The 25,260-nt window shown below is 65.5% G+C and carries 28 protein-coding genes; 14 read left to right on the forward strand and 14 right to left on the reverse strand.

The genetic code is table 11. From position 1 onward, the window contains the following. Positions 1-4: 4 nt before the first annotated feature. Together A7Q26_RS12670 and A7Q26_RS12675 are read right to left on the reverse strand one after the other, a co-directional pair. The gene (locus tag A7Q26_RS12670; RefSeq protein WP_066859993.1) at positions 5-2,035 is read right to left on the reverse strand and encodes a TonB-dependent receptor family protein; all 2,031 of its coding nucleotides are present in this window, start codon (positions 2,033-2,035) and stop codon (positions 5-7) included. Positions 2,036-2,105: 70 nt separating this feature from the next. Further along, positions 2,106-2,513 carry a DUF2946 family protein gene (locus A7Q26_RS12675; RefSeq protein ID WP_066859996.1) on the reverse strand — a complete coding sequence of 136 codons (408 nt, stop codon included), beginning with the start codon at positions 2,511-2,513 and terminating at the stop codon, positions 2,106-2,108. Between the two features lie 119 nt (positions 2,514-2,632). On the opposite strand from A7Q26_RS12675, the gene A7Q26_RS12680 reads away from it, so the two are divergent. Further along, positions 2,633-3,043 carry a MerR family transcriptional regulator gene (locus tag A7Q26_RS12680; protein WP_066859999.1) on the forward strand — a complete coding sequence of 137 codons (411 nt, stop codon included), beginning with the start codon at positions 2,633-2,635 and terminating at the stop codon, positions 3,041-3,043. Positions 3,044-3,090: 47 nt separating this feature from the next. Next, entirely contained in the window at positions 3,091-4,893 is a 1,803-nt protein-coding gene (locus A7Q26_RS12685; RefSeq protein ID WP_066860001.1) for an acyl-CoA dehydrogenase C-terminal domain-containing protein, read from the forward strand. Between the two features lie 179 nt (positions 4,894-5,072). Here A7Q26_RS12685 and A7Q26_RS12690 read toward each other — a convergent pair whose 3' ends face one another. Both A7Q26_RS12690 and A7Q26_RS25585 read right to left on the reverse strand, forming a co-directional pair. Next, positions 5,073-5,363, reverse strand: a complete 291-nt coding sequence (locus A7Q26_RS12690) for a hypothetical protein (RefSeq protein ID WP_066860004.1) — start codon at positions 5,361-5,363, stop codon at positions 5,073-5,075. A 138-nt stretch (positions 5,364-5,501) separates the two neighbouring features. Then, positions 5,502-5,651, reverse strand: a complete 150-nt coding sequence (locus A7Q26_RS25585) for a hypothetical protein (RefSeq protein ID WP_198162933.1) — start codon at positions 5,649-5,651, stop codon at positions 5,502-5,504. Positions 5,652-5,828: 177 nt separating this feature from the next. Here A7Q26_RS25585 and A7Q26_RS12695 point away from each other — a divergent pair, with 177 nt between their 5' ends. Beyond that, positions 5,829-7,121, forward strand: a complete 1,293-nt coding sequence (locus tag A7Q26_RS12695; RefSeq protein WP_066860007.1) for an amino acid permease — start codon at positions 5,829-5,831, stop codon at positions 7,119-7,121. 152 nt (positions 7,122-7,273) lie between these two features. Here A7Q26_RS12695 and dnaJ read toward each other — a convergent pair whose 3' ends face one another. Both dnaJ and dnaK read right to left on the reverse strand, forming a co-directional pair. Continuing rightward, entirely contained in the window at positions 7,274-8,416 is a 1,143-nt protein-coding gene (gene dnaJ, locus A7Q26_RS12700) for a molecular chaperone DnaJ (protein ID WP_066860010.1), read from the reverse strand. A 103-nt stretch (positions 8,417-8,519) separates the two neighbouring features. After that, complete coding sequence (dnaK, locus tag A7Q26_RS12705; protein ID WP_066860012.1) at positions 8,520-10,418, reverse strand: molecular chaperone DnaK; 1,899 nt, start codon at positions 10,416-10,418, stop codon at positions 8,520-8,522. Between the two features lie 271 nt (positions 10,419-10,689). On the opposite strand from dnaK, the gene A7Q26_RS12710 reads away from it, so the two are divergent. Then, complete coding sequence (locus A7Q26_RS12710) at positions 10,690-11,175, forward strand: copper chaperone PCu(A)C (protein WP_066860015.1); 486 nt, start codon at positions 10,690-10,692, stop codon at positions 11,173-11,175. Next, entirely contained in the window at positions 11,172-11,633 is a 462-nt protein-coding gene (locus A7Q26_RS12715; protein ID WP_066860018.1) for a vgr related protein, read from the forward strand. The genes A7Q26_RS12710 and A7Q26_RS12715 overlap by 4 nt, the downstream gene beginning before the upstream one ends. A gap of 432 nt (positions 11,634-12,065) precedes the next feature. Here the strand turns inward: A7Q26_RS12715 and sdhA are convergent, their stop codons facing one another. From sdhA to sdhC, 3 genes are read right to left on the reverse strand one after another with little or no spacing between them, the layout of a single operon-like run. Next, positions 12,066-13,868, reverse strand: a complete 1,803-nt coding sequence (gene sdhA, locus A7Q26_RS12720) for a succinate dehydrogenase flavoprotein subunit (RefSeq protein ID WP_066860021.1) — start codon at positions 13,866-13,868, stop codon at positions 12,066-12,068. Further along, the gene (sdhD, locus tag A7Q26_RS12725; protein ID WP_066860024.1) at positions 13,868-14,257 is read right to left on the reverse strand and encodes a succinate dehydrogenase, hydrophobic membrane anchor protein; all 390 of its coding nucleotides are present in this window, start codon (positions 14,255-14,257) and stop codon (positions 13,868-13,870) included. Before sdhD ends, sdhA begins: the two co-directional genes overlap by 1 nt. Next, entirely contained in the window at positions 14,257-14,652 is a 396-nt protein-coding gene (gene sdhC, locus A7Q26_RS12730; RefSeq protein ID WP_066860027.1) for a succinate dehydrogenase, cytochrome b556 subunit, read from the reverse strand. Before sdhC ends, sdhD begins: the two co-directional genes overlap by 1 nt. A gap of 187 nt (positions 14,653-14,839) precedes the next feature. On the opposite strand from sdhC, the gene A7Q26_RS12735 reads away from it, so the two are divergent. From A7Q26_RS12735 to A7Q26_RS12745, 3 genes are all read left to right on the forward strand, one after another. Beyond that, positions 14,840-16,174 carry a methyl-accepting chemotaxis protein gene (locus tag A7Q26_RS12735; RefSeq protein ID WP_066860030.1) on the forward strand — a complete coding sequence of 445 codons (1,335 nt, stop codon included), beginning with the start codon at positions 14,840-14,842 and terminating at the stop codon, positions 16,172-16,174. A 104-nt stretch (positions 16,175-16,278) separates the two neighbouring features. Continuing rightward, positions 16,279-17,274, forward strand: a complete 996-nt coding sequence (locus A7Q26_RS12740; RefSeq protein ID WP_066860033.1) for a 50S ribosomal protein L11 methyltransferase — start codon at positions 16,279-16,281, stop codon at positions 17,272-17,274. Positions 17,275-17,292: 18 nt separating this feature from the next. Further along, a complete protein-coding gene (locus A7Q26_RS12745; RefSeq protein ID WP_066860036.1) occupies positions 17,293-18,012 on the forward strand; it encodes a dienelactone hydrolase family protein in 720 nt (239 codons plus the stop codon). Between the two features lie 33 nt (positions 18,013-18,045). Here A7Q26_RS12745 and A7Q26_RS12750 read toward each other — a convergent pair whose 3' ends face one another. Further along, entirely contained in the window at positions 18,046-19,176 is a 1,131-nt protein-coding gene (locus A7Q26_RS12750; protein WP_066860039.1) for a M14 family metallopeptidase, read from the reverse strand. Continuing rightward, a complete protein-coding gene (locus A7Q26_RS12755) occupies positions 19,173-19,769 on the reverse strand; it encodes a hypothetical protein (protein WP_066860042.1) in 597 nt (198 codons plus the stop codon). The genes A7Q26_RS12750 and A7Q26_RS12755 overlap by 4 nt, the downstream gene beginning before the upstream one ends. Positions 19,770-19,980: 211 nt before the next feature. On the opposite strand from A7Q26_RS12755, the gene ykgO reads away from it, so the two are divergent. Further along, positions 19,981-20,106 (forward strand): type B 50S ribosomal protein L36, encoded by a 126-nt coding sequence (gene ykgO, locus A7Q26_RS12760; RefSeq protein ID WP_004210176.1) that lies wholly within the window; start codon positions 19,981-19,983, stop codon positions 20,104-20,106. Positions 20,107-20,303: 197 nt separating this feature from the next. Here ykgO and pyk read toward each other — a convergent pair whose 3' ends face one another. Beyond that, complete coding sequence (gene pyk, locus A7Q26_RS12765; protein WP_084439109.1) at positions 20,304-21,761, reverse strand: pyruvate kinase; 1,458 nt, start codon at positions 21,759-21,761, stop codon at positions 20,304-20,306. Between the two features lie 104 nt (positions 21,762-21,865). Here pyk and A7Q26_RS12770 point away from each other — a divergent pair, with 104 nt between their 5' ends. The 5 genes from A7Q26_RS12770 to ruvC all read left to right on the forward strand — a co-directional run bounded on the left by A7Q26_RS12770 (position 21,866) and on the right by ruvC (position 24,224). Beyond that, a complete protein-coding gene (locus tag A7Q26_RS12770; RefSeq protein ID WP_066860045.1) occupies positions 21,866-22,165 on the forward strand; it encodes a DUF1244 domain-containing protein in 300 nt (99 codons plus the stop codon). A 49-nt stretch (positions 22,166-22,214) separates the two neighbouring features. Then, entirely contained in the window at positions 22,215-22,457 is a 243-nt protein-coding gene (locus A7Q26_RS12775) for a DUF2312 domain-containing protein (RefSeq protein WP_066860048.1), read from the forward strand. Positions 22,458-22,481: 24 nt separating this feature from the next. Next, a complete protein-coding gene (locus A7Q26_RS12780; protein WP_198162934.1) occupies positions 22,482-22,808 on the forward strand; it encodes a heavy metal-binding domain-containing protein in 327 nt (108 codons plus the stop codon). 74 nt (positions 22,809-22,882) lie between these two features. Next, a complete protein-coding gene (locus tag A7Q26_RS12785) occupies positions 22,883-23,626 on the forward strand; it encodes a YebC/PmpR family DNA-binding transcriptional regulator (protein WP_066860051.1) in 744 nt (247 codons plus the stop codon). Between the two features lie 106 nt (positions 23,627-23,732). Next, entirely contained in the window at positions 23,733-24,224 is a 492-nt protein-coding gene (gene ruvC, locus A7Q26_RS12790) for a crossover junction endodeoxyribonuclease RuvC (RefSeq protein WP_066860527.1), read from the forward strand. Positions 24,225-24,272: 48 nt separating this feature from the next. Here ruvC and A7Q26_RS12795 read toward each other — a convergent pair whose 3' ends face one another. Both A7Q26_RS12795 and A7Q26_RS12800 read right to left on the reverse strand, forming a co-directional pair. Further along, the gene (locus A7Q26_RS12795; protein WP_066860054.1) at positions 24,273-24,551 is read right to left on the reverse strand and encodes a DUF2218 domain-containing protein; all 279 of its coding nucleotides are present in this window, start codon (positions 24,549-24,551) and stop codon (positions 24,273-24,275) included. A 3-nt stretch (positions 24,552-24,554) separates the two neighbouring features. Continuing rightward, the gene (locus A7Q26_RS12800; protein WP_066860530.1) at positions 24,555-25,202 is read right to left on the reverse strand and encodes a PadR family transcriptional regulator; all 648 of its coding nucleotides are present in this window, start codon (positions 25,200-25,202) and stop codon (positions 24,555-24,557) included. Positions 25,203-25,260: the final 58 nt, after the last annotated feature.

Here is a 25,260-nt window from a genome sequence, read left to right on the forward strand (position 1 = left end):
CCCGTCAGAAGCGCGCGCGGACGCCCGCGTAGACGGCGCGGCGTTCGACGGGATAGAAAGCGACGCTGCCTTCGTCGGCGGCGGTGGCGGGGGTGTCGCGCGTATAGCGGACCAGCGCGCTGATGTCGCCGACCGCGCGCTCGTTGGTCAGGTTGCGCGCGTCGAGGAACAGGGTGAGGCCATCGCGCACCTGCGCCTGCGCCGTGAGATTGAGCAGCGCATAGCCGTCCACCCGCTTCGTGTTGGCATAATCGACCCATGCACCCTGCGGCAGCCACTCCACCGCCGGGGCGAGACTCAGCCGCTCGGTGCCCAGTTTCAGCTCCGCCCGGTAGAAATGGCGCGGCACGACCGGCAGGCGGTTGTCGCCGAACTGCACATCGTCACGGAAGCGAAAGTCGCTATAGCCATAGACCTGTCGCAGCATTGCCCATGGCGTCAGGGTCAGGTCCAGTCCGGCTTCCACGCCTTGGTGGCGGGTCCGATCGGCATTGAAGGTCGCGGCCGGAATGACGCCCGCGACCACGCTATATTGCAACATCTCCCCCTGGATGTCGGCGCGATAGAGGCTGACGTCCCAGCCGACGATGCCGATCCGGCCGCGCGTGCCGATCTCCGCCGTCCATGCCCGTTGCGCGCCGACGGGGGTGAAGCCCGGCGCGCCGCCCGCGGGCGTCTGGCTGAGTTCGCCAAAGCCCGGCAGTTCGACCGAACGGCTGTAATTGGCATAGAATTGCGCCGCCTCCACGGGCTGGTAGAGCAGGCCCAGCTTGGGCGCGAAGGCGTCGAAGCGCGCGTCGCCGCTGCGCGCGGGAACAAGGCGATTGTCGATCCGGCGCTCGCCATGGGTGTAGAGGCCGCCCGCGATCAGCCAGAGGCCGGGCAAGGGGGCGATACGCGCTTCGCCATAGCTGTTGATCGTCTGCGCCCGGACCTGCTGATGGGCGGTGAGCGCTCCAGACCGGCCGCCGAGATTGACGAACTGCCGGGACGTGCCGCTGCCGAAGCGCGCCTGGCTGCCCAGGGTCAGTTCCACCGGCAGGCCAGCCAGGTCGCCGGCCAGGTCGAGACTGGAGAACAGACCCCAGACCTGCGACTTCTGGTCAATCACCTGATAGATGGGATGGTCGAGCGCCTTGGCGTTGAAGAAGGCACCGAACGCCAGCTGCCCCTTTTCCAGGTCGATGGTGGTGCGGTTCTGGAGGCGGATGGAATCAATGTCACGCGCCTGGTCGAGGACGAAGTTCCCTTTGGCGGGATTGGTCAACACATCCTTCTCGCTCAGCGCTCCAGCCAGTTTCTGGCGGATCGTCTGCGCGCTGGCATAGAAGCGCGTCTCGACGCTGTCCGAGAGCTTCAGCCCGACATTGCCGTTGAAGCGCAGCGCCTTGCGATCCCCATGGGCGCGATCGCTGTCGGAACGGTCGGCGGTCAGCGCGGCCCAGGCGTCGCCATGGTCATCGGCATAACCATAGGCGATCTTGCCGCGGACCGTGTCGAAACTGCCGCCATCGATGCGGACTTCCGCGCCCGGCGCGCTGCGCCCGGTCAGCGTCACCGCGTTGATTGCGCCGCCCAGCGTCGATCCCCCGAACCGCAACGCATTGGCGCCGCGATAAACCTCCAGATGCTGGAAGACCTGCGGGTCCAGCTCCTGGAAATCGCCATTGTCGTCGGCGGCGTTGATCGGGATGCCGTCCTGCAACAAGGTGAGGCCGCGCATATGATAGCCGCGCGACAGGCCCGATCCGCGAATCGAGATGCGGACCTCCTGCCCGAAGCGCGGCTGGGTATAGACGCCAGGCGAGAAGGCCAGCGCGTCGCGCAGGGAAACGGCGAGCCGGTTGTCAAACGCTTCCGCCGCGACGATATCGACGCCACCGGGGGTCTTTTGGACGCGGGCGGCCGCCGCTTCGACGATCGGGCTGGCGGTGACGATGATGCCACCCTGTTCGGCTTCGTCGGCGAAGGCCGGGGTGGCGGACAGGATGAGAGCGCACAGCGGCAGGCTGCGCGCGACATGGATGGGACGCATAAGGATAGGACTTTCTGAAAAAGGCGTAAGGCGGCGCGCGCCGGCTGGCGGCGCGACCGGACAAGGGATTTCAGAAAGTGGCCGGCGGCCCCGATGATGGCGGCGGCGGCGCGGCAAGGTGCGCGATGACCCCGGTCTTGAGCGCGAAGGCGATCGGCCCGAAGGCCAGTTGCCAGGCTGGGAGCGGCAGGTCGGCGGCCACCAGAGGCGGCACCAGCGGCTGGACCGACGCGCCGAAGGGGCAATGTTGCTGGTCCGCCATGCCATCGTCGGGCTGGCCATGTTTGCCCGGCGCATCGCCGCGCGGCACGACGACATTGACCGCGCCCTGCCCGGTGCAGAGCGTCACGACGACGCCCTTCTCGGTACGCACCGGCATGAAGCCCGATGGCGCGACCAGCTGGATCGCCAGCACGAGCAGCGCGAGTGCGGCCAGCAAGCCGCGCGCGCTTTCGCTCTGTCTGACCGCCCCCATCATTCCGTCGCCGTAGCGGCTTGGCCGCTGCCTGTCACTAAGGCAAAAGGACCGGGAGAGCGCGCTGGGCCTCTCACCTCACTAACCTTGACGTAAACGTAAAGCAGGGCTACATCGGCATCATGGACAAGCGCAGCAGCATCGCCGGCATCGAACTGCCAGACCACAGCGAACGGCAGAGCTACAGCATCACCGACCTTTCGGAGGAATTCGGCGTGACCGCCCGGGCGCTGCGCTTCTATGAGGATGAAGGGCTGATCTCGCCGGAACGGCAGGGTCTGGCCCGCATCTATTCGCGCCGCGACCGCGCCCGGCTCGCCTGGATATTGCGCGGCAAACGGGTGGGCTTCAGCCTCACCGAGATTCGCGAGATGATCGACCTGTATGATGCCGACGAAGCGCATGAGGCGCAGCGCCGCGTCACCGTCGACAAGTGCAAGGCGCGGATCGACCTGCTGACCCGCCAGAAGGATGACATCGACGCAGCGATCGCCGAGCTGTCCGCCTTCGTGGCCACCATCGAAGACAGATAGTCCCCTACCCCGCGTGCGGGGAACCAAAGAATAATCAGGAGAAGATCATGCCCAGCTATGCCGCCCCTGTCCGTGATACCCGCTTCGTGCTCGATCATGTCGTCGGGCTGGACCGCTACGCCAACCTCCCCGGTTTCGAAAATGCCACGCCCGACCTGGTGGAGGCGATCCTGACCGAAGGCGGCAAGATGGCGGCCGAAGTCCTCTTCCCCCTGAACGCGGTGGGCGACAAGGAAGGCTGCACCCGTCATCCGGACGGCAGCGTGACGACGCCGACCGGGTTCAAGGCGGCGTTCGACCAGTTTGTCGAGGGCGGCTGGACGACGATCCACGGCCCCGTCGAATTTGGCGGCCAGGGGCTGCCCACCGTGCTGGCGACCGCAGTCGACGAATATGTGCTGTCGGCCAACCAGGCGTTCGAAATGTATCATGGGCTGACCGCGGGCGCGGTCGCGGCGCTGATCGCCAAGGGCAGCGACGAACTGCAACAGCGCTACATTCCCAACATGGTGTCGGGCAAATGGACCGGCACGATGAACCTGACCGAACCGCATTGCGGCACGGACCTGGGCCTCATCAAGACCAGGGCGGTGCCGCAGGCCGATGGCAGCTATGCCATCACCGGCACCAAGATCTTCATTTCGGCGGGCGAGCATGACCTGTCGGAAAACATCATCCATCTCGTCCTCGCCAAGACGCCCGACGCGCCCGAAGGCAGCAAGGGCATTTCGCTGTTCGTCGTCCCCAAATTCTTCGTCGGCGAAGACGGGTCGCTCGGCGAACGCAACGCCGTGTCCTGTGGCTCGATCGAGCACAAGATGGGGATTCACGGCAACGCCACCTGCGTCATGAACTATGACGGCGCGACCGGCTGGATCGTGGGCGAAGAGAATAAGGGGCTGGCCGCCATGTTCATCATGATGAACGCGGCGCGGCTGGGCGTGGGCCTCCAGGGGCTGGGCCAGGCGGAGATCGCCTTCCAGAATGCGGTCCATTACGCGAAGGACCGCCGTCAGGGCCGCGCGCTGACCGGGCCGAAGGAACCGGGCGAGAAGGCCGACACGCTGTTCGTCCATCCCGATGTGCGCCGGATGCTGATGGAGGCGAAGGCGATGACCGAAGGGCTGCGCGCGCTCATCCTGTGGACCGCGCTCCAGGTCGACCTGTCGCACCATGCCGGGACCGAGGAAGAACGCCAGGCGGCGGATGACCTGCTCCAGCTGCTGACCCCGGTGGTCAAGGGCTATGGCACCGACCGGGGCTTCGACGTGGCGGTCGCCTGCCAGCAGGTGTTCGGCGGCCATGGCTATATCTGGGAAAATGGCGTCGAGCAGTATGTCCGCGACGCCCGCATCGCCCAGATCTACGAAGGCACCAACGGCGTGCAGGCGATGGACCTGGTAGGCCGCAAGCTGCCGATGAACGGCGGCCGCGCGCTGCAATCCTTCCTCAAGATGTTGGGGGAGGAAGTGGCGACGGCCAAGGCTGACGAGGTGCTCGCCCCCATCGCCGACGCGCTGGAAAAGGCCAGCGGACAGCTTGGCGCGGCGACCATGTGGCTGATGCAGAACGCCATGAAGAACCCCGAACATGCCGGGGCCGGCGCGCATCACTATATGCACATATTGGGCATAGTCGCGACCGGCCTGATGTGGCTGCGCATGGCGAAGGCCGCGACCACGCTGATCGCGGCGGGACAGGGCGACGCCCAATATCTGGGCGCAAAGCTGGTAACGGCGCGCTTCTTCGCCGAACGGATCATGCCCGATGCCGGATCGCTGCGTCGCAAGATCGAAGGCGGGGCCGACACGCTGATGGCGCTCGATCCGGACCTGTTCCTGGCCGCCTGATCCCCGCATTGCCGCTCATGAAAATGGCTCCCCATGTCGCCATGGGAAGCCATTTTCATGAGCCGGAAAGGCCAGAGCATCGTGCGCGAGCGGGGGACATCACTTCGCGCAAACAGGATGCGATTATCACAAGCCAGGTCGCGGGCCCTGCGGCGGAATTAACCCAGTGCACGTGGCGATTATTCTTCGCCATTATCCTTCACGCCAACCGTCGGCACATCCACGGTCGCTTCCTTGGTCCCGACGACGACTTCCTTCGAATCAACGTCGACCTTCGGAAGATCGCCACCCTGGACGCTCACTTCAGGCATATCGCCGCCACTGACGTCCGCCTTCCAGAAACCGGTAGCGAACAAAATGCCGACAATTGCCAGAATGGCGATCAGGACTATGGCGATTGTTCGACCTGGACCGCGCTTTTCGACAATCACCGTCCGGTCATCATAGCCGTCATTGCGCATATCAACCATCACATCATCCTCACATCATTATGACGCCAGAACGGACGGGCGATGATTTTGGTTCCTGTCCATTTTGCACGGCGACCGGAAGCCTTGCGATGCAGGCGTGGCATGCCGGGACGGGCGATGATCGGCAATGCGCAAAAATCAGGCGGCGAGCGGCAGTTCTTCTTCCATCGGAACCGGCGTCACGTCGTCCGCAACCGGCGCCTGCCCCTTGGCCAGGCCCGCGATATAGCGTTCGGCGGTCAGGACGTCGCGACGATAGGCAAAATAGAGCGAGAGCAGGGAGAACATCGGAAACCTCGGTTGAAAAACTTTGCTGCATTGCAGCATCGCAGCCCATCTGGACTTCAGCGCCCGTTTTCGCAAATGCAATGCGGGCGAAGGCGATTGCAGTTAATGTATCCTCCGTTCCGGGGCGGAAGCGGACTTGGCCTAGCCAGCGGCCCCGGCCGCCGTTAGCATCCGCTCATGCAAGCCACCGACACCGCCGCGGGCGCATCCCGCACTTTGGGCCTTGCCGCCTGCATCGCGCTGGTCATGGGCAACATGATCGGATCAGGCGTCTTCCTGCTGCCCGCCAGCCTGGCGCCCTTCGGTTGGGACGCAGTGGCGGGATGGGCCTTCACCATTGCCGGGTCGCTGGTGCTGGCCTTCGTCATCGCGCGGCTGACCGTCGCCATGCCCGACGCCAATGCGGCGCAGATGATCGCGCGCGCCTATGGCCCGCTGGCCGGCTTCGCGATCGGCTGGATCTACTGGCTGTCGATCATCATCACCAATGTCACCATCGCCGTCGCCGCGACCGCGAACCTGAGCAGCATCCTGCCTGCATTGGCGAAACCCGGCGTCGGGGCGCTCTGTTCGATCGGCTTTCTCTGGGCGATGACCGGCATCAACCTGATCGGCGCGCGCGCCGCGGGCGTGACGCAGATCGCCACGACGCTGCTCAAGCTCGTGCCGATCGCCGTCGTGCTGGTCCTGCTCATCCTGATCCTGGGCAGCGGCCGGGCGGAGGTGACGCCCTTCCCCGCGCAAGGGCTGACCGGCGCGGGCATCACCGCATCCGCCGCGCTGACATTATGGGCCTTGCTCGGCTTCGAGTCCGCGAGCGTCGCTGCCGACAAGGTGCGCGATCCCGCCCGCACCATCCCGCGCGCGACGTTGATCGGCACGGTCGCGACCGGCCTCATCTATCTGCTGGTCTGCTCGGGCATCGCGCTTACCCTTCCGGCCGCGGAAACCCAGACCGGATCGCCTTTCGGCGCGTTCGTCAGCCATTATTGGTCGCCCGGCCCGGCCGGCTTTGTCGCGCTGTTCGTGGTCGTGAGCTGCCTCGGCGCGCTCAACGGCTGGACCCTGTTGCAGGGTGAGGTGCCGCTTGCGATGGCGCGCGCCGGGGAATTGCCGCGCTGGCTGGCGGGCACCGATGCGAGGGGGACGCCGGTGCGCGGACTGATCCTGTCGACCGTGCTGGCCAGCCTGATGCTGGTCGCGAACAGTCTGCAAGGACTGGTGGCGCTGTTCACGGCGATGGCGCTGCTCGCCACCTCCGCGACCCTGTGGCTCTATGTCGGCTGCGCCCTGGCGAGCCTGCGCTTCAGGCTGGTGGTGCCTGCCGCCCTGATCGGATTGGGCTATGCACTCTGGACGCTCTGGGGCGCGGGCGTGGTCGCCAGCGGGTCGAGCGTCCTGCTGATGGCGGCGGGCCTGCCCTTCCACTGGTGGGCGCGGCGAGGGCTAGGCAGGGCGCAGAGCAACTGACCCCTTCCGCTAAAAGAGGACCGTCATCCCCCCGCAGGCGGGAATCCATCTCCTGACCTCATTTCGGAGGAGAGCGTTGGAGATAGATGGCCGCCTGCGCGGGAATGACGAACATGCATGGGATCAATAGCGGATCTCAGGGGAGATTGAATTCAATCCCCCCACATCTCCTTGAGCTTGGAGAAGAAACCCGTCGATTGCGGGCATTCCTCACCCGTCTCCGTCTCGCGGAAGGCTTCGAGCAGTTCCTTTTGCTTGGCCGTCAGCTTGGTCGGCGTCTCGACATCGACCTGGACGACGAGATCGCCCTGCCCCCGGCCGTTCAGCACCGGCATACCGGCGCCGCGCTGGCGGATCTGCTTGCCCGACTGGATGCCGCTCGGAATCTTGATCTCATGCCGGATGCCGTCGAGGCCCGGCACTTCGATCACGCCACCCAGGGCCGCCGTGGTGAAGCTGACGGGCGCGCGGCAGAACAGGGTCGTGCCGTCGCGTTCGAAGATTGAATGACGCTTCACATGCAGGAAGATATAGAGGTCGCCCGAAGGCGCGCCCCGCGCCCCGGCCTCGCCCTCGCCGGACAACCGGATGCGAGTGCCTTCATCGACGCCGGCCGGGATATTGACCGACAGCGTCTTGGGCTTGTCCACCCGCCCTTCGCCCCGGCAGGACCGGCAGGGGCTTTCGATCACCTGGCCCGCGCCATGGCAGGACGGACAGGTCCGCTCGACCACGAAAAAGCCCTGCTGCGCGCGCACCTGGCCATGGCCGCCGCAGGTGCCGCAGCTCTTGACCCCGGTGCCGGGCTGCGCGCCCGATCCGTCGCAACTGTCGCAGGCGGCCGACACCTCGATCTGGATCTCGGTCTGCTTGCCATGATAGGCTTCATCAAGCGAGATTTCCATGTCGTAGCGGAGGTCCGCGCCGCGGCGCTGCTGCTGGCGCCCGCCGCCCTGGCCGCCGAAACCGGCCTGGCCGAAAATCGTCTCGAAAATATCGCCCAGATCGGAAAAACCGCCCGCGCCGCCCCGGAATCCACCGCCGCCACCGCCACCATTCTGGGCGTTGGTATAGGCCGCATGGCCATAACGGTCATAGGCCGCGCGCTTCTGAGGGTCCTTCAGACACTCATAGGCTTCCGATACGGCCTTGAACCGGGCTTCGCTGTCGGTGCAGCCCCCGGTCTTGTCCGGGTGATATTTCATCGCCATCTTGCGATAGGCGCTCTTGATCGTGGCGCTGTCCGCCGTGCGCTCGACTTCGAGCAGCTCGTAATAATCAACTTCGGTAGTCATATCGCCCCCGGCGCGCACGGTCCCCGGCTCCGCCCCGGACGGTCGCGCTGGTCAGAGACCATGACGTCCGCCCGAAGCAAAGTCGAGGAGCGTTTCATCGGGCTTACGCCTTGTTGTCGTCCACTTCCGAGAATTCGGCATCGACGACATCATCGTCGGCCTTGGGCGCGTCGGCGCCCGGAGCGGCGGCCGAAGCCTGCTCCTTCTCGTAGATCGCCTGGCCGAGCTTCATCGCGACCGTGGCGAGTTCCTGCGCCTTGGCCTTCATCGCCTCGGCATCGCCGCCCTCGATCGCGCTCTTGGTCGCAGCGATCGCGGTCTCGATCTCACCCTTAAGCGACGCGTCGACCTTGTCGCCATGTTCGGCCAGCTGGCCTTCGGTGGTGTGGACCAGGCTTTCGGCATTGTTCTTCGCCTCGGCCGCCTCACGCCGCTTCTTGTCCTCTTCGGCGAAGCGCTCGGCATCCTTGACCATCTGGTCGATGTCGGCGTCGCTGAGGCCGCCCGATGCCTGGATGCGGATCTGCTGCTCCTTGCCGGTGCCCTTGTCCTTGGCCGACACGTTGACCAGGCCGTTGGCGTCGATGTCGAAGGTGACTTCGATCTGCGGCACGCCGCGCGGCGCGGGCGGAATGCCGACCAGGTCGAACTGGCCGAGCAGCTTGTTGTCGGCCGCCATTTCACGCTCGCCCTGGAACACGCGAATCGTGACCGCCTGCTGATTATCGTCGGCGGTCGAATAGACCTGCGACTTTTTCGCGGGGATGGTGGTGTTGCGGTCGATCATGCGGGTGAACACGCCACCCAGCGTCTCGATACCCAGCGACAGCGGGGTAACGTCGAGCAGCAGCACGTCCTTGACGTCGCCCTGCAGCACGCCCGCCTGGATCGCCGCGCCCATGGCGACGACTTCATCCGGGTTCACGCCGGTATGCGGTTCCTTGCCAAAAAATTCCTTCACGGCCTCGCGCACCTTGGGCATACGGGTCATGCCGCCCACCAGCACCACTTCGCTGATCTCGCTCGCCGAAACGCCGGCGTCGGCCATCGCCTTCTTGCAGGGTTCCATCGTGCGCTTGATGAGGTCGGCGACCAGACGCTCCAGATCGGCGCGGGTCACGGTCTTCACCAGATGCTTGGGACCATTCTGGTCTGCGGTGATGAAGGGCAGGTTGACTTCGGTCGTCTGCGCCGAGGACAGCTCGATCTTCGCCTTTTCCGCCGATTCCTTCAGACGCTGGAGCGCCAACTTGTCCTTGGTCAGGTCGATGCCCTCGGCCTTCTGGAAGTCGGCCGCCAGATATTCCACCAGCTTGGCGTCGAAATCCTCGCCGCCCAGGAAGGTATCGCCGTTGGTCGACTTCACCTCGAACACGCCGTCGCCAATCTCCAGGATGGAGATGTCGAACGTGCCGCCGCCAAGGTCATAGACCGCGATCGTCTTGCCGTCCTGCTTGTCGAGACCATAGGCCAGCGCGGCCGCGGTCGGCTCGTTGATGATGCGCAGCACTTCCAGGCCGGCGATCTGGCCGGCGTCCTTGGTCGCCTGACGCTGGGCGTCGTTGAAATAGGCCGGAACGGTGATGACCGCCTGCGTGACCGTTTCGCCCAGGTAGCTCTCGGCGGTTTCCTTCATCTTCTGAAGGATGAACGCGCTGATCTGCGACGGGCTGTAGTCCTGGCCGCCGGCCTTGACCCAGGCGTCGCCATTGCCGCCCTTGGCGATCGAATAGGGGACGAGTTCCATGTCCTTCTTGGTCATGGGATCATCGAAGCGGCGGCCGATCAGGCGCTTCACCGCGAAGATCGTGTTGTCCGGGTTGGTGACAGCCTGACGCTTGGCCGGCTGGCCGATCAGGCGTTCGCCATCCTTGGCGAAGGCGACGATCGAGGGGGTGGTGCGCGCCCCTTCCGCATTTTCGATGACCTTGGGCTTTCCGCCGTCCATCACAGCGACACAGCTGTTGGTGGTGCCCAGGTCGATCCCGATAACTTTTGCCATCTCTTCCTCTTGTAACCCCAAATATACTCAGCGGTTGACGGCCCCATACCTCACAAAAGCGCCAAGGCAAGGCCGTTTGCACGAGGGATATAGGCGCGCTTTCGCTTGGCACAAGAAGCTGCGGCGATTACCTAGAGCGTTCTGACGCCGACCGGCCCGGCCGGCGACTCGCAGAACGCGGAAAACAAAAGAAAACAGGGCGGTCGCCGGAGCAATCGGATCGGCTGCCGCCGGCGGATCGACCGGAAACGAGACAGTCACGGAGTATAGGATGCGCGCGCCCCTTGCCCTTTTCACCCTTGCCGCGCCGCTGCTGCTGCCCCTCGCCCTTGCCGCCTGCGGCGATCCGGCGCCGACCTATGTCGACCAGGCCTGGGTGCGGCTGTCGCCGAACAAGGACATGCCCTCGGCCGGCTATTTCGTGGCGCATGGCGGTGACATGGGCACGCAGTTGCGCGGCGTCATCACCGACTATGCGCTCAAGGTCGAAATGCATGAAAGCCTGACCAGGGACGGCATGACGACGATGGAGCGGATCGAAAGCGTCGACATCCCCGCCAAGGGCAAGGTCGCCTTCGCGCCGGGCGGCAAGCATCTGATGATCTTCGGCGTCAACGACACCGCGATCAGCCGGGGCAAGATGCAGTTCACCTTCCTGATGGCCAATGGCGACCGGCTGCTGGTCGACGCGGTCATCCGCAAGCCGGAGGCCGCCGCCGCGCCCGTTCCAAAGGCCGGCAACGCCCCCGCCCCTTGACCAGCCGCCCGCTCACCCCGCAGGAAGCGGCGCTGGCCGGCTCGGTCTTCGGGCAGGCGATCGACTATGCGCGGGTGCGGGTGCATCATCGCAAATGGTGGCCCTTCCAGCCCAGGGGCGTGACCATGGCGCCTGACGGCGACCTGTGGTTCCATCCCGACAGCGATCTGTTCTGCGCCGACTTCTGCGCCAGTCCACTGCATGTCCAGGGCCATTTCATTCATGAGATGACCCATGTCTGGCAGGCGCAGCGATCGGGCCGCTGGTGGCTTCCGCTGATGCGCCACCCCTTCTGCCGCTATGATTATGCCATCCTGCCCGGCAAACCCTTCCACCGCTACGGCATCGAGCAGCAGGCCGAGATCGTGAAGCACGCATTCCTGCTGCGGCAGGGCGGTCGCGTGGAAGGCAAGCCGGGGCTGGACATCTATGAGGCGCTGTTGCCCTTTGGCCGGTGAAACCGAGGAACGGGCGGAGGAGAGACGGCGCGGCGCAGTTGGACTTGGCGCTTGCCCCGAGCGTATCGCGCCGTCGCCTGAAGCCCCAGCGTTGGCCTGCGGCCGCCCTCCGGGTCGCTGGCGCAACGGTCATATGCATGGCCGCTTTCGAGCGGCGTCGCGCCGCGCTTAACTATATGCCTCTGCCCCCCACATGCCTTTTCCTATTGCCGCTGTTTCTATCCTCGCCGATGGTCCCACTGCCTTTCCTGCCGCCTTGCCGTGCGCGCCGTCCCATCCGCACGATGAAGGAAGGGATGCGTCGCAGGCGCGTCGGGAGCGCGTCCGGGCCGAAAAGCCCGGCGACATCGTGAACTTCGCCCGCCCCTCCGCCCACGAAAAAGGGCGGACCCTGCGGCCCGCCCCATCGCATTTCCACCGGTCGGCGCGCTCTTAGTAAACGCGCGCCTTGGGCTTGATATATTCGGCTTCGTCCGTGAGTGTATAGTCGTGGACCGGACGATAATCGAGCGTCACCTTGCCGCCCGATCCGCCCCAGCCTTCGAACCAGCTGACGGTGTGCTTCATCCAGTTGTCGTCGTCGCGGTTCGGGAAATCCTCATGGGCATGGGCGCCGCGCGATTCCTTGCGGTTCTCGGCGCTGACCATGGTGCAGACCGCCTGCGACATGAGATTGTCCAGCTCCAGCGTCTCGATGAGGTCGGTGTTCCAGATCAGCGAGCGGTCGGATACGCCGACATCCTGCATCCGGGCATTGACCTGCGCCATCTTGGTGACGCCCTCGGCCAGCAGCGCGCTGTCGCGGAACACGGCCGCGTGCTTCTGCATGGTGTGCTGCATTTCCAGACGGATCTGCGCCGTGGGCGTGCCGCCCTTGGCATTGCGATATTTGTCGAGGCGCGACAGCGCCAGATCGGCGGCATCGGCCGGAAGCGGCTTGTGCGGCGCGTTGGGCTTGAGCGTTTCCTTGAGGTGCAGACCGGTCGCGCGGCCGAACACGACAAGGTCGATCAGCGAGTTGGAGCCGAGGCGGTTCGCGCCATGAACCGACACGCAGGCCGCTTCGCCGACCGCATAGAGGCCCGGCACCACGACTTCCGGATCGTCGCCGACCTTGGTCACCACCTGGCCATGATAGTTACAGGGGATGCCGCCCATATTGTAATGGACGGTCGGGGTCACGGGCAGCGGCTGACGGGTCAGGTCGACGCCCGCGAAGATCTTGCCGCTTTCGGTGATGCCCGGAAGGCGCTCCGCCAGCACCTTGGGATCGATATGGTCGAGGTGCAGGAAGATGTGATCCTTGTTCGGACCCACGCCGCGCCCTTCGCGCATTTCCATCGCCATCGAACGGGACACGACGTCACGCGATGCCAGATCCTTGGCCGAGGGGGCATAGCGCTCCATGAAGCGCTCGCCTTCGGAGTTGGTGAGGTAGCCGCCCTCGCCGCGCGCGCCTTCGGTGATGAGCACGCCCGCGCCGTAGATGCCGGTCGGGTGGAACTGCACGAACTCCAGATCCTGGAGCGGCAACCCTGCGCGCAGCACCATGCCGCCGCCGTCGCCGGTGCAGCTGTGCGCCGAGGTTGCGGAAAAATAGGCGCGGCCATAGCCGCCCGTCGCCAGCACGACGGCATGGCTGCGGAAGCGATGGATCGAGCCATCCTCCATGCAGATGGCGATGACGCCACGGCACTCGCCATTTTCCATGATGAGGTCGATGGCGAAATATTCGATGTAGAAGTCCGCGTCATACTTCAGCGACTGCTGGTAGAGCGCGTGCAGCATGGCGTGGCCGGTGCGGTCGGCGGCGGCGCAGGTGCGCTGCACCGGCGGGCCGGCGCCCATATTCTGCATATGGCCGCCGAAGGGACGCTGGTAGATGGTCCCGTTCTCGTTGCGGCTGAACGGCACGCCGGCATGTTCCAGCTCGATCACGGCCGCAGGCGCTTCGCGCACCATATATTCGATCGCGTCCTGGTCGCCCAGCCAGTCGGACCCCTTGACGGTGTCGTACATGTGCCAGGTCCAGTGATCGGGCGAATTGTTGCCGAGCGACGCCGCGATGCCGCCCTGCGCCGCGACGGTGTGCGACCGGGTCGGAAACAGCTTGGTGATGCAGGCGGTCTTGAGGCCCGCTTCGGCGCTGCCCATGGTCGCGCGCAGGCCGGAGCCGCCCGCGCCCACGACGACGGTGTCATATGTATGGTCGATGATCTTGTAGGCTTCGGTCATTATTCGGCGACCCCCGTGAAGGCGATCTTGGCGATCGCGAAGACGCCCGCGGCCGCGCCGCCAAAGGCATAGAAGTTCAGCAGCAGCATGGAGAAGAAGGCCAGACCCTTGTCATGGACATAATCCTCCAGCATCACCTGCATCCCCAGCCGCAGGTGCAGGAAGATGCTGACCACCATCAGCATCAGTGGCACCGCGACCAGCGGCTTGGCGATCCAGCCAACGACGCTCTCATAATCGAGGCCGGGCAGCGCGATCAGGCTGAAGATCAGCCACAGCACCAGCAGCAGGTTGCCGACGGCGGTGTAGCGCTGCGCCAGCCAGTGGTGCGCGCCGTGCCGCGCGGAGCCAAGGCCACGGACGCGGCCGATACCAGTACCGTTGCCCATCAGAATGCCTTTCCGAAGATATAGAGCCAGACGAGGCCGGTCACGAGCAGCGAGGCGACGAAGGTCGCGATCGACCAGCTCTTGTTGCTCTTGAGTTCATAGCCCGCGCCCATGTCGAGCACGAAGTGCCGGAGGCCCGAAAAGAGATGCTGGAAAAAGAACCAGGTCAGGCCGATCATGACCAGATAGCCGACCGGCGACGTCGCGCACTTGACGAAGGTCGCATAGGCTTCCGGCCCGGTCGCGGCGGCCATCAGCCACCAGATGAGGCCGAGCGCGCCCGCGGTCGCCAGGCCGTTGCCCGTCACGCGGTGCATGATGGAGACGGCCATGGCCGGCCCCCATTTCCAGATCGTCAAATGCGGCGAGAGTGGCCGGCTGGTGGATCGCGCCATGTCTACCCTAGTCCCTGAAGCTTGTCCCTGAGTCCCGTCCCCTTAAGAGCGAAGAGGCGAGAGGGCAAGCCGCGTAGGCGCCGCGCAGGAAAAGTGCTGCCGATGGTTGGAATAAGGATCAATTAACCAAAGGCCGCTATTCCTTCCGACCAAAGGTTCGCGCATTTTCGAAGGGCACCCGATTAACATGAAGTCCGCCGAGACATTCCGGATCGTGAACGCCAATAATCTGGCCAATCTCGACCTGACCGACAGCATCGCACCCGACGCGCTGGAAATCCATGCGATGATCCGGGACTCGCTGCCGCTAGTCGCGCAGACCTTCTTCGAAAGCTACGCCGCCGACGCGCAACTGCGCCGGCATCTGAGCGAAAGCGCGCTGCGCAAGATCGAGGCCGAAACCGCCCGTTATATTGAACAGAAGCTCGCCAATTTCTCGGCGGGCGAATGGATCGCCACGGCGACCGATTGCGTGCGCCACGCCAGCAAGCACGGCTTCCCGGTGCAGGCGGTGCTGACCGCCGTGTCCCGATCCAACGAAAAGATCGCCGAACTGGTCTGCGACCGCTGCTGGGACGACAGGCCGCGCTGCCAGCGCCTGTTGCAGGCGATCAACCGCCTGTCCTCCATGGACATCGGCATCATGAGCAATGTGCTGGCACAGGATCTGGCCGAGTCCCAGCGCGCCGAACGGCAGCGCTACGGCTCGCTGTTCGAACAACGCATCGTCGGCGAGATCGACGGCGCGTCGAAGCTGGGCGAATCGCTGCGCGAACAGGCGAAGGACGCCTCCGCCGCCACGCGCGGGATGCTGGGCAAGGCGTCCGAAGTCGCCGCTGCCGCCGAACAATCGGCGCTGGCGATGCGCGAAGCCGCCCGCACCTCCGCCGGCCTGATCCGCGCGATCGAAGATGCCCGCACCGAGGTGGAGGGCGCTGCCGATGTCGCCCAGCGCGCCGCGCGCCAGTCGGGCGACGCCGTCACCATGTCCGCCACCCTGTCCGAACATGCCAAGTCGATCGAATCGATCCTGGGCCTGATCCGCGACATTGCGGGCCAGACCAACCTGCTCGCGCTCAACGCCACGATCGAGGCCGCCCGTGCGGGCGATGCGGGTCGCGGCTTCGCGGTCGTCGCGCAGGAGGTGAAGAGCCTGGCCAACCAGACCGCCCGCGCCACCGACGAGATTGCCGGCAAGATCGCCGACATCCAGATGTCGACGCGCCAGTCGGTCGAAACCAACGAGCGCATCCGCGACACGGTGGGCGAAGTGCAGGCGAGCGCCGAACGCATCCGCCACGCCATGGACGCGCAGGCCCAGACCGTCACCATGATCACCGCCGCCGTCGACGAAACAGCGCTCGCCGCCGACTCCATGTCGACCACCATCTCGGCCATCCGCCAGGATACAGAGGTCGTGGCGTCGGAAATCGACCAGCTGGAACGCGGCTTCAAGAGCGTAGAGGACAAGCTTGCCAGCCTGCGCCATGCTTCGTCCGACTTCGGCCGCCAGGTCGCCTGACACAGGCGGCCTGAAGCGTCGTCCCCGCTCGAAACGAAGGACAGACCTGAGCGGCGACGCCCGGATGCTTCCCCTCCTCCCGTCGCTGGTCTAAAGGCGGCGGGATGAACGATGTCGCAAGACCGGCGCAAAGCTGGAAAGTCACCCTGCCCTGCACCCGCGCCGAAGCCGAGGCGCTGGACGGCGATATCGCCGCCTTCGCCCTGATGGATCGCCCTCCGGTCCTGATGACCAGCGAGGCGGAGCCGGACGACGAGGACAAGTGGCAGCTCGACGCCTATTTCGAGGGCAAGCCCGGCCCCGCCGCGATCAAGCTGCTGCGGACGCTGGTGCCAAGCGCCGCCGGGGTGAAGCCGATGGTCGAGCCTTTGCCCGACGAGGATTGGGTGACGCTGAGCCAGCAGGGTCTGGAGCCCGTAACTGCCGGACGTTTCCATGTCCGCAACCTTGCAAGCGACCCGGAACGCCCCGGCCATGCAAACCTGCTGATCGAAGCGAGCCGCGCCTTCGGCACCGGCCAGCATGAAACCACCGCCGGCTGCCTGATGATGCTCGACCGGATGCGCCATGTGGGGATGCGCGCGCGCAACGTTGCCGACATCGGTACGGGCACCGGGCTGCTGGCCTTCGCCGCGCTGCATCTTTGGCCCCATGCCCATGCTATCGCGTCCGACATCGATCCGGTCGCAGTGGAGATCAGCGCCGACAATGCCCGCGCCAATGGGGTGGCGCTGGGCCACGGGGCCGGTCAGCTTGCCCTCGTCACCGCCGCCGGCGCGGACCATCCGGCGCTGTTCGGCCGAGCGCCCTACGACCTGCTGATCGCCAATATCCTCGCCGGGCCATTGATCGAACTGGCGCCGGCCCTGTGCGCGCTGGTCGAGGATGGCGGGACGATCATCCTCGCAGGGCTATTGAAGGAACAGGCCGACGCCGTGCTCGCCGCCTATCGCGCGGAAGGTATGCGCCTCGCCGAACGCAGCGACCGTGGCGACTGGCCCACGCTGCGCCTGCGCAAGCGCCCCCGAATCGGCTGGAGGCGCCCCCGCCGCCTCAATGCCGCGGCGCGCGGCGAAGCGCCAGGTTTCGGCAGCATCTAGACAGCGAGTTGGACAGTCATGAGCATCATCCGTACCATCATCCTCCAGGATATCGCCGGTCAACCCTTTGAACATATGGCGGTTTCCGATTCGCCCGATGCCGCGCGCCGACCCGGCATCCTGCTCTTTCCCAACGTGCTGGGCGCCAAGGAGGCGGATTTTATCCGGGCGGAAAAGGTCGCGGCGCTCGGATATGTCGTGTTCGTTGTCGATCTATTCGGACAGGGCAAGCGCGCCACCCGCGCCGATGCCGATCCGGCCCGCTACATGAACGCGCTGAAGGACGATCGCGCGCTGCTGCGCGACCGACTGAACGCGGCCCATGCGCTGCTCAAGGGGCTGGACGGGGTCGATCCGGCGCGCACGGCCGCGATCGGCTTCTGCTTCGGCGGCCTGTGCGTCCTGGACCTCGCCCGCAGCGGCGCCGACATTGCTGGCGGCGTCAGCTTCCACGGCGTCTACCAGGCACCTCCCTTCCCCAATGCCGAGATCACCGCGAAGCTGCTCATCTGTCACGGCTGGGACGATCCGATCGCCCCGCCGGACGCCACCGTGGCGCTGGCCCAGGAACTGACGCAGGCCGGCTGCGACTGGCAGATCCATGCCTATGGCGGAACCGGCCACGCCTTCACCGACGAAAGCGTGAACATGCCGGACAAGGGCCTGGCCTACAGCGCCGACGCGGACCGGCGCAGCTTCAGGGCGATGGCGGATTTCCTGGCCGAATTGTTCGGCTGAACCCTCATCTCCTCTCTCGTCGGGAGAGAAGATTCAAAGCTCGTCGATCATTTCCGCCAGCACGGCCAGGCAATCCTTCGCCAACTGGATCGACCGCGCGGGCGACCAGCCATGATCGGCGTCGGGCAGGTCGTCATTATCCTTGAACGGCATTTCCAGCGTCATCGCCACCGCGCCGAAACGCTCGGCGACCTGGTTGGTCGACATGGACAGATTGGCCTTGCCCGCCGCCGCGACCGGATAGCCGAGCCGTGTCTGGAAATCGGGGGTGCGGGCCGCCAGCGTGTCGCGATAGCGGTGATAGAGCGCCGTCTGCTTCGCGCTAATCGACGGGATGCCTTCGAAGCCTGCAATGAAGACGGCGGCAATCGCCTCGTCGCCATGCACGTCCATCGCGAAATGGACGCCCGTCTCGTCCATCGCATTGCGGACCAGCAGCACTTCCGGGCTGCGCTCCATCGACGGCTCATGCCATTCGCGGTTCAGGTTCACGCCCGCCGCATTGGTGCGCAGATGGCCCCGACGGCTGCCATCCGGGTTCATGTTGGGGACGAGGTGGATCGTCGCCTTGTGCCGGAGCAGGCGGGCGACCGCGTCTTCCTCGTCGCACAGCCGCTCCAGCGCGCCTTCCATCCACCATTGCGCCATCGATTCGCCCGGATGCTGGCGGGCATAGAGCCACAGCTGCTTCGGCCCGTCGCCCAGCGTCAGCAGGTCGAGCGGCTGGCCGTCGAGCGTCAGCCCCAGTTCGCGATGGACGACGCCCGGCTGGGTTGCCGCCCAGGCGATAAGGTCGTGGTGCCGCTCCATCGAATAGGGAGCAAAATAGGCGATCCATACGGCGTTGCTGTCCGGCGTCAGACGGATGGTCAGCGTCCCGTCGGCATAGCCGGTATCGGCGAGATACCAGTTTTCGCGATCCTCGCTCACCCGCGCGCTGTAACCGGGCCAGCCGTCGGGATAGGCCGACCCCGCGCCGTTGACGATTGCCAACTCCACCTCGCGCCCCGCCGCATTGGCCAGGCGGAAGTGGAACCACTGATAGAAGTCGCTCTGGTGATCGGTCACGATCTCCAGCTCGGCACGGACGCCGGCCGGGCTATCGGTGATGGAAAGAACGCGAATATTGCCGCTGTCGAAGCCGCTGGAAATGCTGATGGTCATTTGACGGTTATAGTGCGCCCCGATTCACCCGGATAGCCCCCGATCAGCGCGGCGGCGAGCTTTTGCGCGGCGAGGCCCGGCTGGGCGGCCGGCGTGCCCTGCCGCGCGGCAGTGGAGGCACGCCCTTCCCAGATGGTGGCCGAATCGGACCGGCGGCGCAGCTGCACCTGCAATTCGGTCGTCACGATATCCTTGGGCTTGCCGGACAGGTTGATGCCGACGCCCACGCCCAGCCCGGAAAAGCCGCCGCTGCCGATGCCGCCGCCTACGCCGACGCTGACCGGCTTGCCGCTGCGATCGACGCCGGTCGGGCGGAAGCTGCGGCGGAAGCTCACCAGAGCGACATAGTCGCTGCTGGCCCCGGCCGGCGCGGCCGTGAAGCCGATACGCTGCCATTCCTGCTGTACCGCCATGGCATAGGTGCGGAATTCCAGGCTGACATCAGGATTGCCGGGCATTTCCTCGACCGCGATCGTCCCCGAGCGGGCCGGATCGCCGACATGAAAGCGCGTTACCTCCACCGGCGGCACGGCCGTCGCGCAGGCGGCAAGGGGCGAGACAAGGCTGACGGCAAGGAAGAGGCGCTTCGACATGGGTTCACTCCAACGGGCATTTGCGCAATACACGGCGCGGAGGACATAATCCCCTCCAACGCGTGAAGCCATCGACTTGCTGCATGGAGGATGAACGGCGGAGCATATAGGGGCAAAAACCGGCTCGCCGCCCTTGACTTTGGACCGCCGCGCCCATAGGGGCTGCGCTTCGATTTTCCGATCAAACCAGATTCATCAAAGGCCGATTGCCATGAAGATCCGCAACTCGCTCAAGTCGCTCAAGGGCCGCCACCGGGACAACCGCGTGATCCGTCGTCGCGGCCGCACCTACGTCATCAACAAGACCAACCGCCGCTTCAAGGCCCGCCAGGGCTAAGCGACGGACGACGCCTCCTTCGGGAGGCGGTCGTTCCTGATGAATATGTGGCAGGCGCCCGGTCGATGATCGGGCGCCTTTCCGCGTTGGCGCCAGGATGGCGCCGAATCAACTATCCCCGCCCTAGCGAGCGCAGCGAAGCAATCCAGGGGAATGGCAGTGGATTGCTTCGCGCCGCTCGCAATGAGGGCCGGACCTCAGCCCTCGTCGCGTCCCTTGAGTTCGTCGCCGCGAATCGACGCGACATGGAGCACGTTGGTCGATCCCGGCGTACCAAAGGGCACGCCCGCCAGCACGACGATCTTGCCGCCCTTCTCGACCATCCCGTGGCGCAGCGCCATGCGGCGGGCCTTGCCGATCATCTCCTCGAACGTCCCGATATCCTTGGTGCGGACCGCATGGACGCCCCACGTAAGGCCCAGCTTGCGCGCGGTATCGGTGCGCGGCGTCAGGGCCAGGATCGGCGCGGAGGGCCGCTCGCGCGCCACCCGACGCACCGTGCTGCCCGACGAGGTGAAGCAGGTGATGCAGCTGGCGCCCACCACCTCGACAATGCCGCCAGCACCCTCGGCCAGCGCGTCGGCGGTGGTCGGGTCAGGGCGCGTCTCGGTATAGTGGAGCCGGCCGAAATAGCCCGGATCGCGCTCGACGCTGTGGGCGATGCTGTCCATCATGGCGACCGCCTCGACCGGCCAGTCGCCGGCGGCCGTTTCGGCCGACAGCATGATCGCGTCGGCGCCGTCATAGACCGCCGTCGCCACGTCCGACACTTCGGCGCGAGTCGGCGAAGGCGACTTGATCATCGATTCGAGCATCTGCGTCGCGACCACAACGGGGCGGCCCATACGCCGCGCGGTGGCGACGATCTGCTTCTGCAGCGGGGGCACGGCCTGCGGCGGCAGCTCGACGCCCAGGTCGCCGCGCGCGACCATCACGCCATCGGCCAGTTCGACGATCTCCTCCAGCCGCTGCACCGCCGACGGCTTCTCGATCTTGGCCATCAGCGACCCATAGCCGCCCATCAGCTTGCGCGCTTCGGCCAGATCCTCGGGCCGCTGCACGAAGCTCAGGGCGATCCAGTCGCAACCCTGCTCGATCGCGAAACTGAGGTCACGCCGGTCCTTGTCGGTCAGCGCCGGCACCGGCACCACCACGTCGGGCACGTTCACGCCCTTGCGGTTGGACAATGTCCCGCCGACCTCGACCATGGTCTCGATCCGGTCCTCGCTCACTGCCTTCACGCGCAGCACCAGCTTGCCGTCATCCAGCAGCAGCCGGGTTTCGGGCACCAGCGCCGCGTAGATTTCGGGATGGGGCAGGTTGACGCGGCGCGCGTCGCCGGGGGTTTCGTCCCGGTCGAGAATGAAGGGCGCGCCGGTCTCCAATATGGCCAGCCCCTTCTCGAACGTACCGACACGCAGCTTGGGGCCTTGCAGGTCGCCCAATATGGTCGTCGGCCGGTTGAACTCCTTTTCCAGCGCGCGGATGGACGCGATGCGCGCGGCATGATCTTCATGCGCGCCATGGCTCATGTTGATGCGGAAGGCGTCGGCCCCGGCGACGAACAGCGCCCGGATCATCTCGGGCGTATCGCTCGCAGGGCCAAGGGTCGCAAGGATGCGGACCTTGCGCGAGCGGGGCGGTAACTTCGTCATGTCTTCTCCTGACCGTCATGATCGCTCCTGAACCTTGCCAGGGCGTCGTTATGGGTTATCCGTGCTGCACGACAGGATGATGTAGATCAGCGAAAGGATCGCCGATGGCCGACACCATACTCACAGATGCGGTTGCTGCAACCGCCTTCCGCCGTCTGGTTGCGCATTTGCAGCACCGGACCGACGTCCAGAATATCGACCTGATGGGGAGCGCGGGCTTTTGCCGCAATTGCCTGGCCGACTGGATCGCAGAGGCCGACGGCCAATTGACGAAGGACCAGGCGCGCGAGATCATCCACGGAATGCCCTTTGCCGAATGGAAAGCCCGGCATCAGGGCGAGGCGACGCCGCAGCAGATCGCAAAGATGCAGGAGAGTGTGGCGAAGAACGCCGACAATCATTAGAGGCGTCCGCCAGCCTGATTCCCATTTTCAAACTTGCACGGAGATTCCCATGAGCGAACCCAATGTCGCCGCCGACCAGCTACGCCTCTTCATCGAGCGCATCGAGCGCCTGGAAGAAGAAAAGAAGGGCATTGGCGACGACATCAAGGACGTCTATCTGGAAGCCAAGGCCAACGGCTATGACGGCAAGATCATGCGACAGATCGTGCGCCTGCGGAAGATGCAGCCGCATGACCGGCAGGAAATGGAAGCCATTCTCCAGACCTATCTCGCCGCGCTGGGGATGGAATAAACCGATCTAAAAGGAGAAGCGCCCATGCCCGAGATCATCGTCAGCACCACCAGCCGCCTGGAGGGAAAGCCCGCGAAGGAGTATCTCGGCATCGTCACCGGCGAGGTGATCGTGGGCGCCAACCTGTTCCGCGACCTGTTCGCCAGCGTCCGCGATATCGTCGGCGGCCGGTCGGGCGCCTATGAAGATGTGCTTCAGAGCGCCCGCGAGCAAGCGATCGACGAGATGCGCGGCCGCGCGGCGGCGAAGGGGGCCAATGCCGTGGTCGGTGTCGATCTCGACTATGAAGTGATCGGCGCCAACGGCTCCATGCTGATGGTGTCGGCTTCCGGCACGGCGATCCTCTTCTAAGAAGATTGCGGGATCGGGGCGCGCTCGCTAGAGAGCGCGCTTCGGTTTCACAGAAAAATGTCAGGAGACAGGCCGTGGCCGGCCATTCCAAATTCAAGAACATCATGCATCGCAAGGGCGCGCAGGACAAGAAGCGCTCGTCGATGTTCTCCAAGCTCAGCCGCGAAATCACCGTCGCCGCCAAGATGGGGATGCCCGACCCGGACATGAACCCGCGCCTGCGCCTGGCAATCAACGCCGCCAAGGCCCAGTCCATGCCCAAGGACAATATCCAGCGGGCGATCGACAAGGCGATCGGCGGCGATACCGAAAATTACGAGGAAATCCGCTACGAGGGCTATGGTCCCGGCGGCGTCGCGATCATCGTCGAGGCGCTGACCGACAATCGCAATCGCACGGCGACCAATATCCGCACCGCCTTCTCCAAGAATGGCGGCAATTTGGGCGCGTCCGGCGCGGTGAGCCATGGCTTCGACCGGCTTGGCCTCATTACCTATCCCGCTAGCGCGGGCGACGCCGATGCGGTGTTCGAAGCGGCGCTGGAAGCGGGCGCGGACGACGTGTCCTCGAACGAAGACGAGCATGAAATCTGGACGGCGATGGACGCCCTCCATGAAGTCGCCAAGGCGCTGGAAGCCAAGCTGGGCGCGGCCGACGGGGCGAAGCTCGCCTGGAAGCCGCAGACCACCGTCGAAGTCGACGAAGCCAATGCTGCGACCCTGCTCAAGCTGGTCGACGTGCTGGAAGATGATGACGACGTCCAGACCGTCTGGGGCAATTACGAAGTCTCCGACGAGGTGATGGAGAAGCTGGGTTGATCCATCCTCCCCTCCCGCTTGCGGGAGGGGCCGGGGGAGGGCCTGTTCCACCTCGGGCCCCATGCATATCCCCTTCCCCAAGCCCTGCCGCGCGCGGGAGGGCGATTTGATCCTCCTCGGTCTCGACCCGGGCCTCGGCACCACCGGCTGGGGCGTCATCGCCGCCGACGGCAACCGGCTGACCCATGTCGGCAACGGCCAGATCAAGACCGACAGCGCCATGTCGCTGGCGACGCGGCTGCTCGCCCTCGACCTGGCGCTGACCGACCTCATCCTCGAACATCGGCCCGATGGCGCGGCGGTGGAGGAGGTGTTCGTCAATGTGAACCCGCAATCCACGCTGAAACTGGGTCAGGCGCGCGGCGTCGTGCTGCTCGCCGCGTCGCGATCGGGCATGGAGGTGGGCGAATATGCGGCCCGCCTCGTCAAGAAATCGGTCGTCGGCGTCGGCAATGCGTCGAAGGAGCAGGTCCATGCCATGGTGTCGCGCCTGCTGCCGGGGGCGAAGATCGCCGGGCCGGATGCGGCCGACGCCTTGGCCGTCGCCATCACCCACGCCCATCATCTGGCCAGCGCGCGGCGAATCCCCGGCAAATGAAAAGGGGCGGATCAGCCCGCCCCTCTTTTTCTCATGGCCGTCGCCCGGTTATTTCCAGTCGAAAGGCAGCGGCGCCTCGCGGAAGGCGAAGCGATCGAGATGGTCGGCAACCACCTGCTTGAACCGTTCGACGTCGGCGTCCGGCGTCGGTTCGAGCGTCACCACCAGCGCGTCGGGGGTCGCCGCCATGCGGATCGGTCCCATCGGAAAGGCGATCTCGCCCTGGCTGGCGTCGAAATTCACCTCGAACTTGTGGCTCCAATGCTTGCAGAGTTGCTGGAGATAGCGGCTGGCGCTGGTGGTCGGGACGGTCGCAGTCAGGGTCATCGCTTATAGCCTTTCGATCTTGCTGGCCGCCTCGTCGATCAGGGACGCGACGTCGAACATGGTCTGGTTATCCGCCCCTTCCTTTTCAAGCCGCTGCTGAATGGCGAAGCGCAGATTGTGCATCGCGCGGCGCACCGGGCCGCCATCGACCCGTTCGGCCTTGCGGGCCAGCGACGCCAACCGCTCCAGCGCCATGTCCAGCGCATCCTTGCGCTCCGCGATCTGCGCGTAGCCTGCATCGGTGATGGCGAAGCGCTTGCGGCTGCCTTCGCCCGGCTGCTCGACGATCAGGTCCATTTCCGCCAGTAGCGTCAAGGTCGGGTAGACGACGCCGGGACTGGGCGCATAGGCTTCGCCCGACAGCGCCTCGATCGCGCGGATCAGTTCATAGCCGTGGCGCGGCGCGTCGGCGATCAGCTTCAGCAGGATAAGGCGCAGCGCGTCATTGTCGAACAGCCGGCGGCGGCCACCGCGCCCACCCCGACCGCCACCCCGCAGCCCGTCCTCGCCGAAAGGATCGCCGCCGAACGGACCACCCCGGCCGCGGCCGAAGCCGTCGGGGGAAGCAAAGCGGCCGTGATCGTGCAGCGGACCTCGATGTCCATGATGACCGCCATGGCGACCGTGGAGGTTATGGGAGAATCGCATCATTTGCTCTTTCATATATGTCATGATGCTTTGCGATATATCTTATCGATCGAGACCGTCA

Source organism: Sphingobium sp. TCM1, from assembly GCF_001650725.1.
In the GTDB taxonomy this organism is placed as follows: Bacteria; Pseudomonadota; Alphaproteobacteria; order Sphingomonadales; family Sphingomonadaceae; genus Sphingobium.

What these genes read in the sequence shown, in the direction of transcription:
- A7Q26_RS12670 (WP_066859993.1), bottom strand. Translation starts at nt 2,035, where the DNA reads ATGCGTCCCATCCATGTCGCGCGCAGCCTGCCGCTGTGCGCTCTCATC.
- A7Q26_RS12675 (WP_066859996.1), bottom strand. Translation starts at nt 2,513, where the DNA reads ATGATGGGGGCGGTCAGACAGAGCGAAAGCGCGCGCGGCTTGCTGGCC.
- A7Q26_RS12680 (WP_066859999.1), top strand. Translation starts at nt 2,633, where the DNA reads ATGGACAAGCGCAGCAGCATCGCCGGCATCGAACTGCCAGACCACAGC.
- A7Q26_RS12685 (WP_066860001.1), top strand. Translation starts at nt 3,091, where the DNA reads ATGCCCAGCTATGCCGCCCCTGTCCGTGATACCCGCTTCGTGCTCGAT.
- A7Q26_RS12690 (WP_066860004.1), bottom strand. Translation starts at nt 5,363, where the DNA reads ATGGTTGATATGCGCAATGACGGCTATGATGACCGGACGGTGATTGTC.
- A7Q26_RS25585 (WP_198162933.1), bottom strand. Translation starts at nt 5,651, where the DNA reads ATGTTCTCCCTGCTCTCGCTCTATTTTGCCTATCGTCGCGACGTCCTG.
- A7Q26_RS12695 (WP_066860007.1), top strand. Translation starts at nt 5,829, where the DNA reads ATGCAAGCCACCGACACCGCCGCGGGCGCATCCCGCACTTTGGGCCTT.
- dnaJ (WP_066860010.1), bottom strand. Translation starts at nt 8,416, where the DNA reads ATGACTACCGAAGTTGATTATTACGAGCTGCTCGAAGTCGAGCGCACG.
- dnaK (WP_066860012.1), bottom strand. Translation starts at nt 10,418, where the DNA reads ATGGCAAAAGTTATCGGGATCGACCTGGGCACCACCAACAGCTGTGTC.
- A7Q26_RS12710 (WP_066860015.1), top strand. Translation starts at nt 10,690, where the DNA reads ATGCGCGCGCCCCTTGCCCTTTTCACCCTTGCCGCGCCGCTGCTGCTG.
- sdhA (WP_066860021.1), bottom strand. Translation starts at nt 13,868, where the DNA reads ATGACCGAAGCCTACAAGATCATCGACCATACATATGACACCGTCGTC.
- sdhD (WP_066860024.1), bottom strand. Translation starts at nt 14,257, where the DNA reads ATGGGCAACGGTACTGGTATCGGCCGCGTCCGTGGCCTTGGCTCCGCG.
- sdhC (WP_066860027.1), bottom strand. Translation starts at nt 14,652, where the DNA reads ATGGCGCGATCCACCAGCCGGCCACTCTCGCCGCATTTGACGATCTGG.
- A7Q26_RS12735 (WP_066860030.1), top strand. Translation starts at nt 14,840, where the DNA reads ATGAAGTCCGCCGAGACATTCCGGATCGTGAACGCCAATAATCTGGCC.
- A7Q26_RS12740 (WP_066860033.1), top strand. Translation starts at nt 16,279, where the DNA reads ATGAACGATGTCGCAAGACCGGCGCAAAGCTGGAAAGTCACCCTGCCC.
- A7Q26_RS12745 (WP_066860036.1), top strand. Translation starts at nt 17,293, where the DNA reads ATGAGCATCATCCGTACCATCATCCTCCAGGATATCGCCGGTCAACCC.
- A7Q26_RS12750 (WP_066860039.1), bottom strand. Translation starts at nt 19,176, where the DNA reads ATGACCATCAGCATTTCCAGCGGCTTCGACAGCGGCAATATTCGCGTT.
- A7Q26_RS12755 (WP_066860042.1), bottom strand. Translation starts at nt 19,769, where the DNA reads ATGTCGAAGCGCCTCTTCCTTGCCGTCAGCCTTGTCTCGCCCCTTGCC.
- ykgO (WP_004210176.1), top strand. Translation starts at nt 19,981, where the DNA reads ATGAAGATCCGCAACTCGCTCAAGTCGCTCAAGGGCCGCCACCGGGAC.
- pyk (WP_084439109.1), bottom strand. Translation starts at nt 21,761, where the DNA reads ATGACGAAGTTACCGCCCCGCTCGCGCAAGGTCCGCATCCTTGCGACC.
- A7Q26_RS12770 (WP_066860045.1), top strand. Translation starts at nt 21,866, where the DNA reads ATGGCCGACACCATACTCACAGATGCGGTTGCTGCAACCGCCTTCCGC.
- A7Q26_RS12775 (WP_066860048.1), top strand. Translation starts at nt 22,215, where the DNA reads ATGAGCGAACCCAATGTCGCCGCCGACCAGCTACGCCTCTTCATCGAG.
- A7Q26_RS12780 (WP_198162934.1), top strand. Translation starts at nt 22,482, where the DNA reads ATGCCCGAGATCATCGTCAGCACCACCAGCCGCCTGGAGGGAAAGCCC.
- A7Q26_RS12795 (WP_066860054.1), bottom strand. Translation starts at nt 24,551, where the DNA reads ATGACCCTGACTGCGACCGTCCCGACCACCAGCGCCAGCCGCTATCTC.
- A7Q26_RS12800 (WP_066860530.1), bottom strand. Translation starts at nt 25,202, where the DNA reads ATGATGCGATTCTCCCATAACCTCCACGGTCGCCATGGCGGTCATCAT.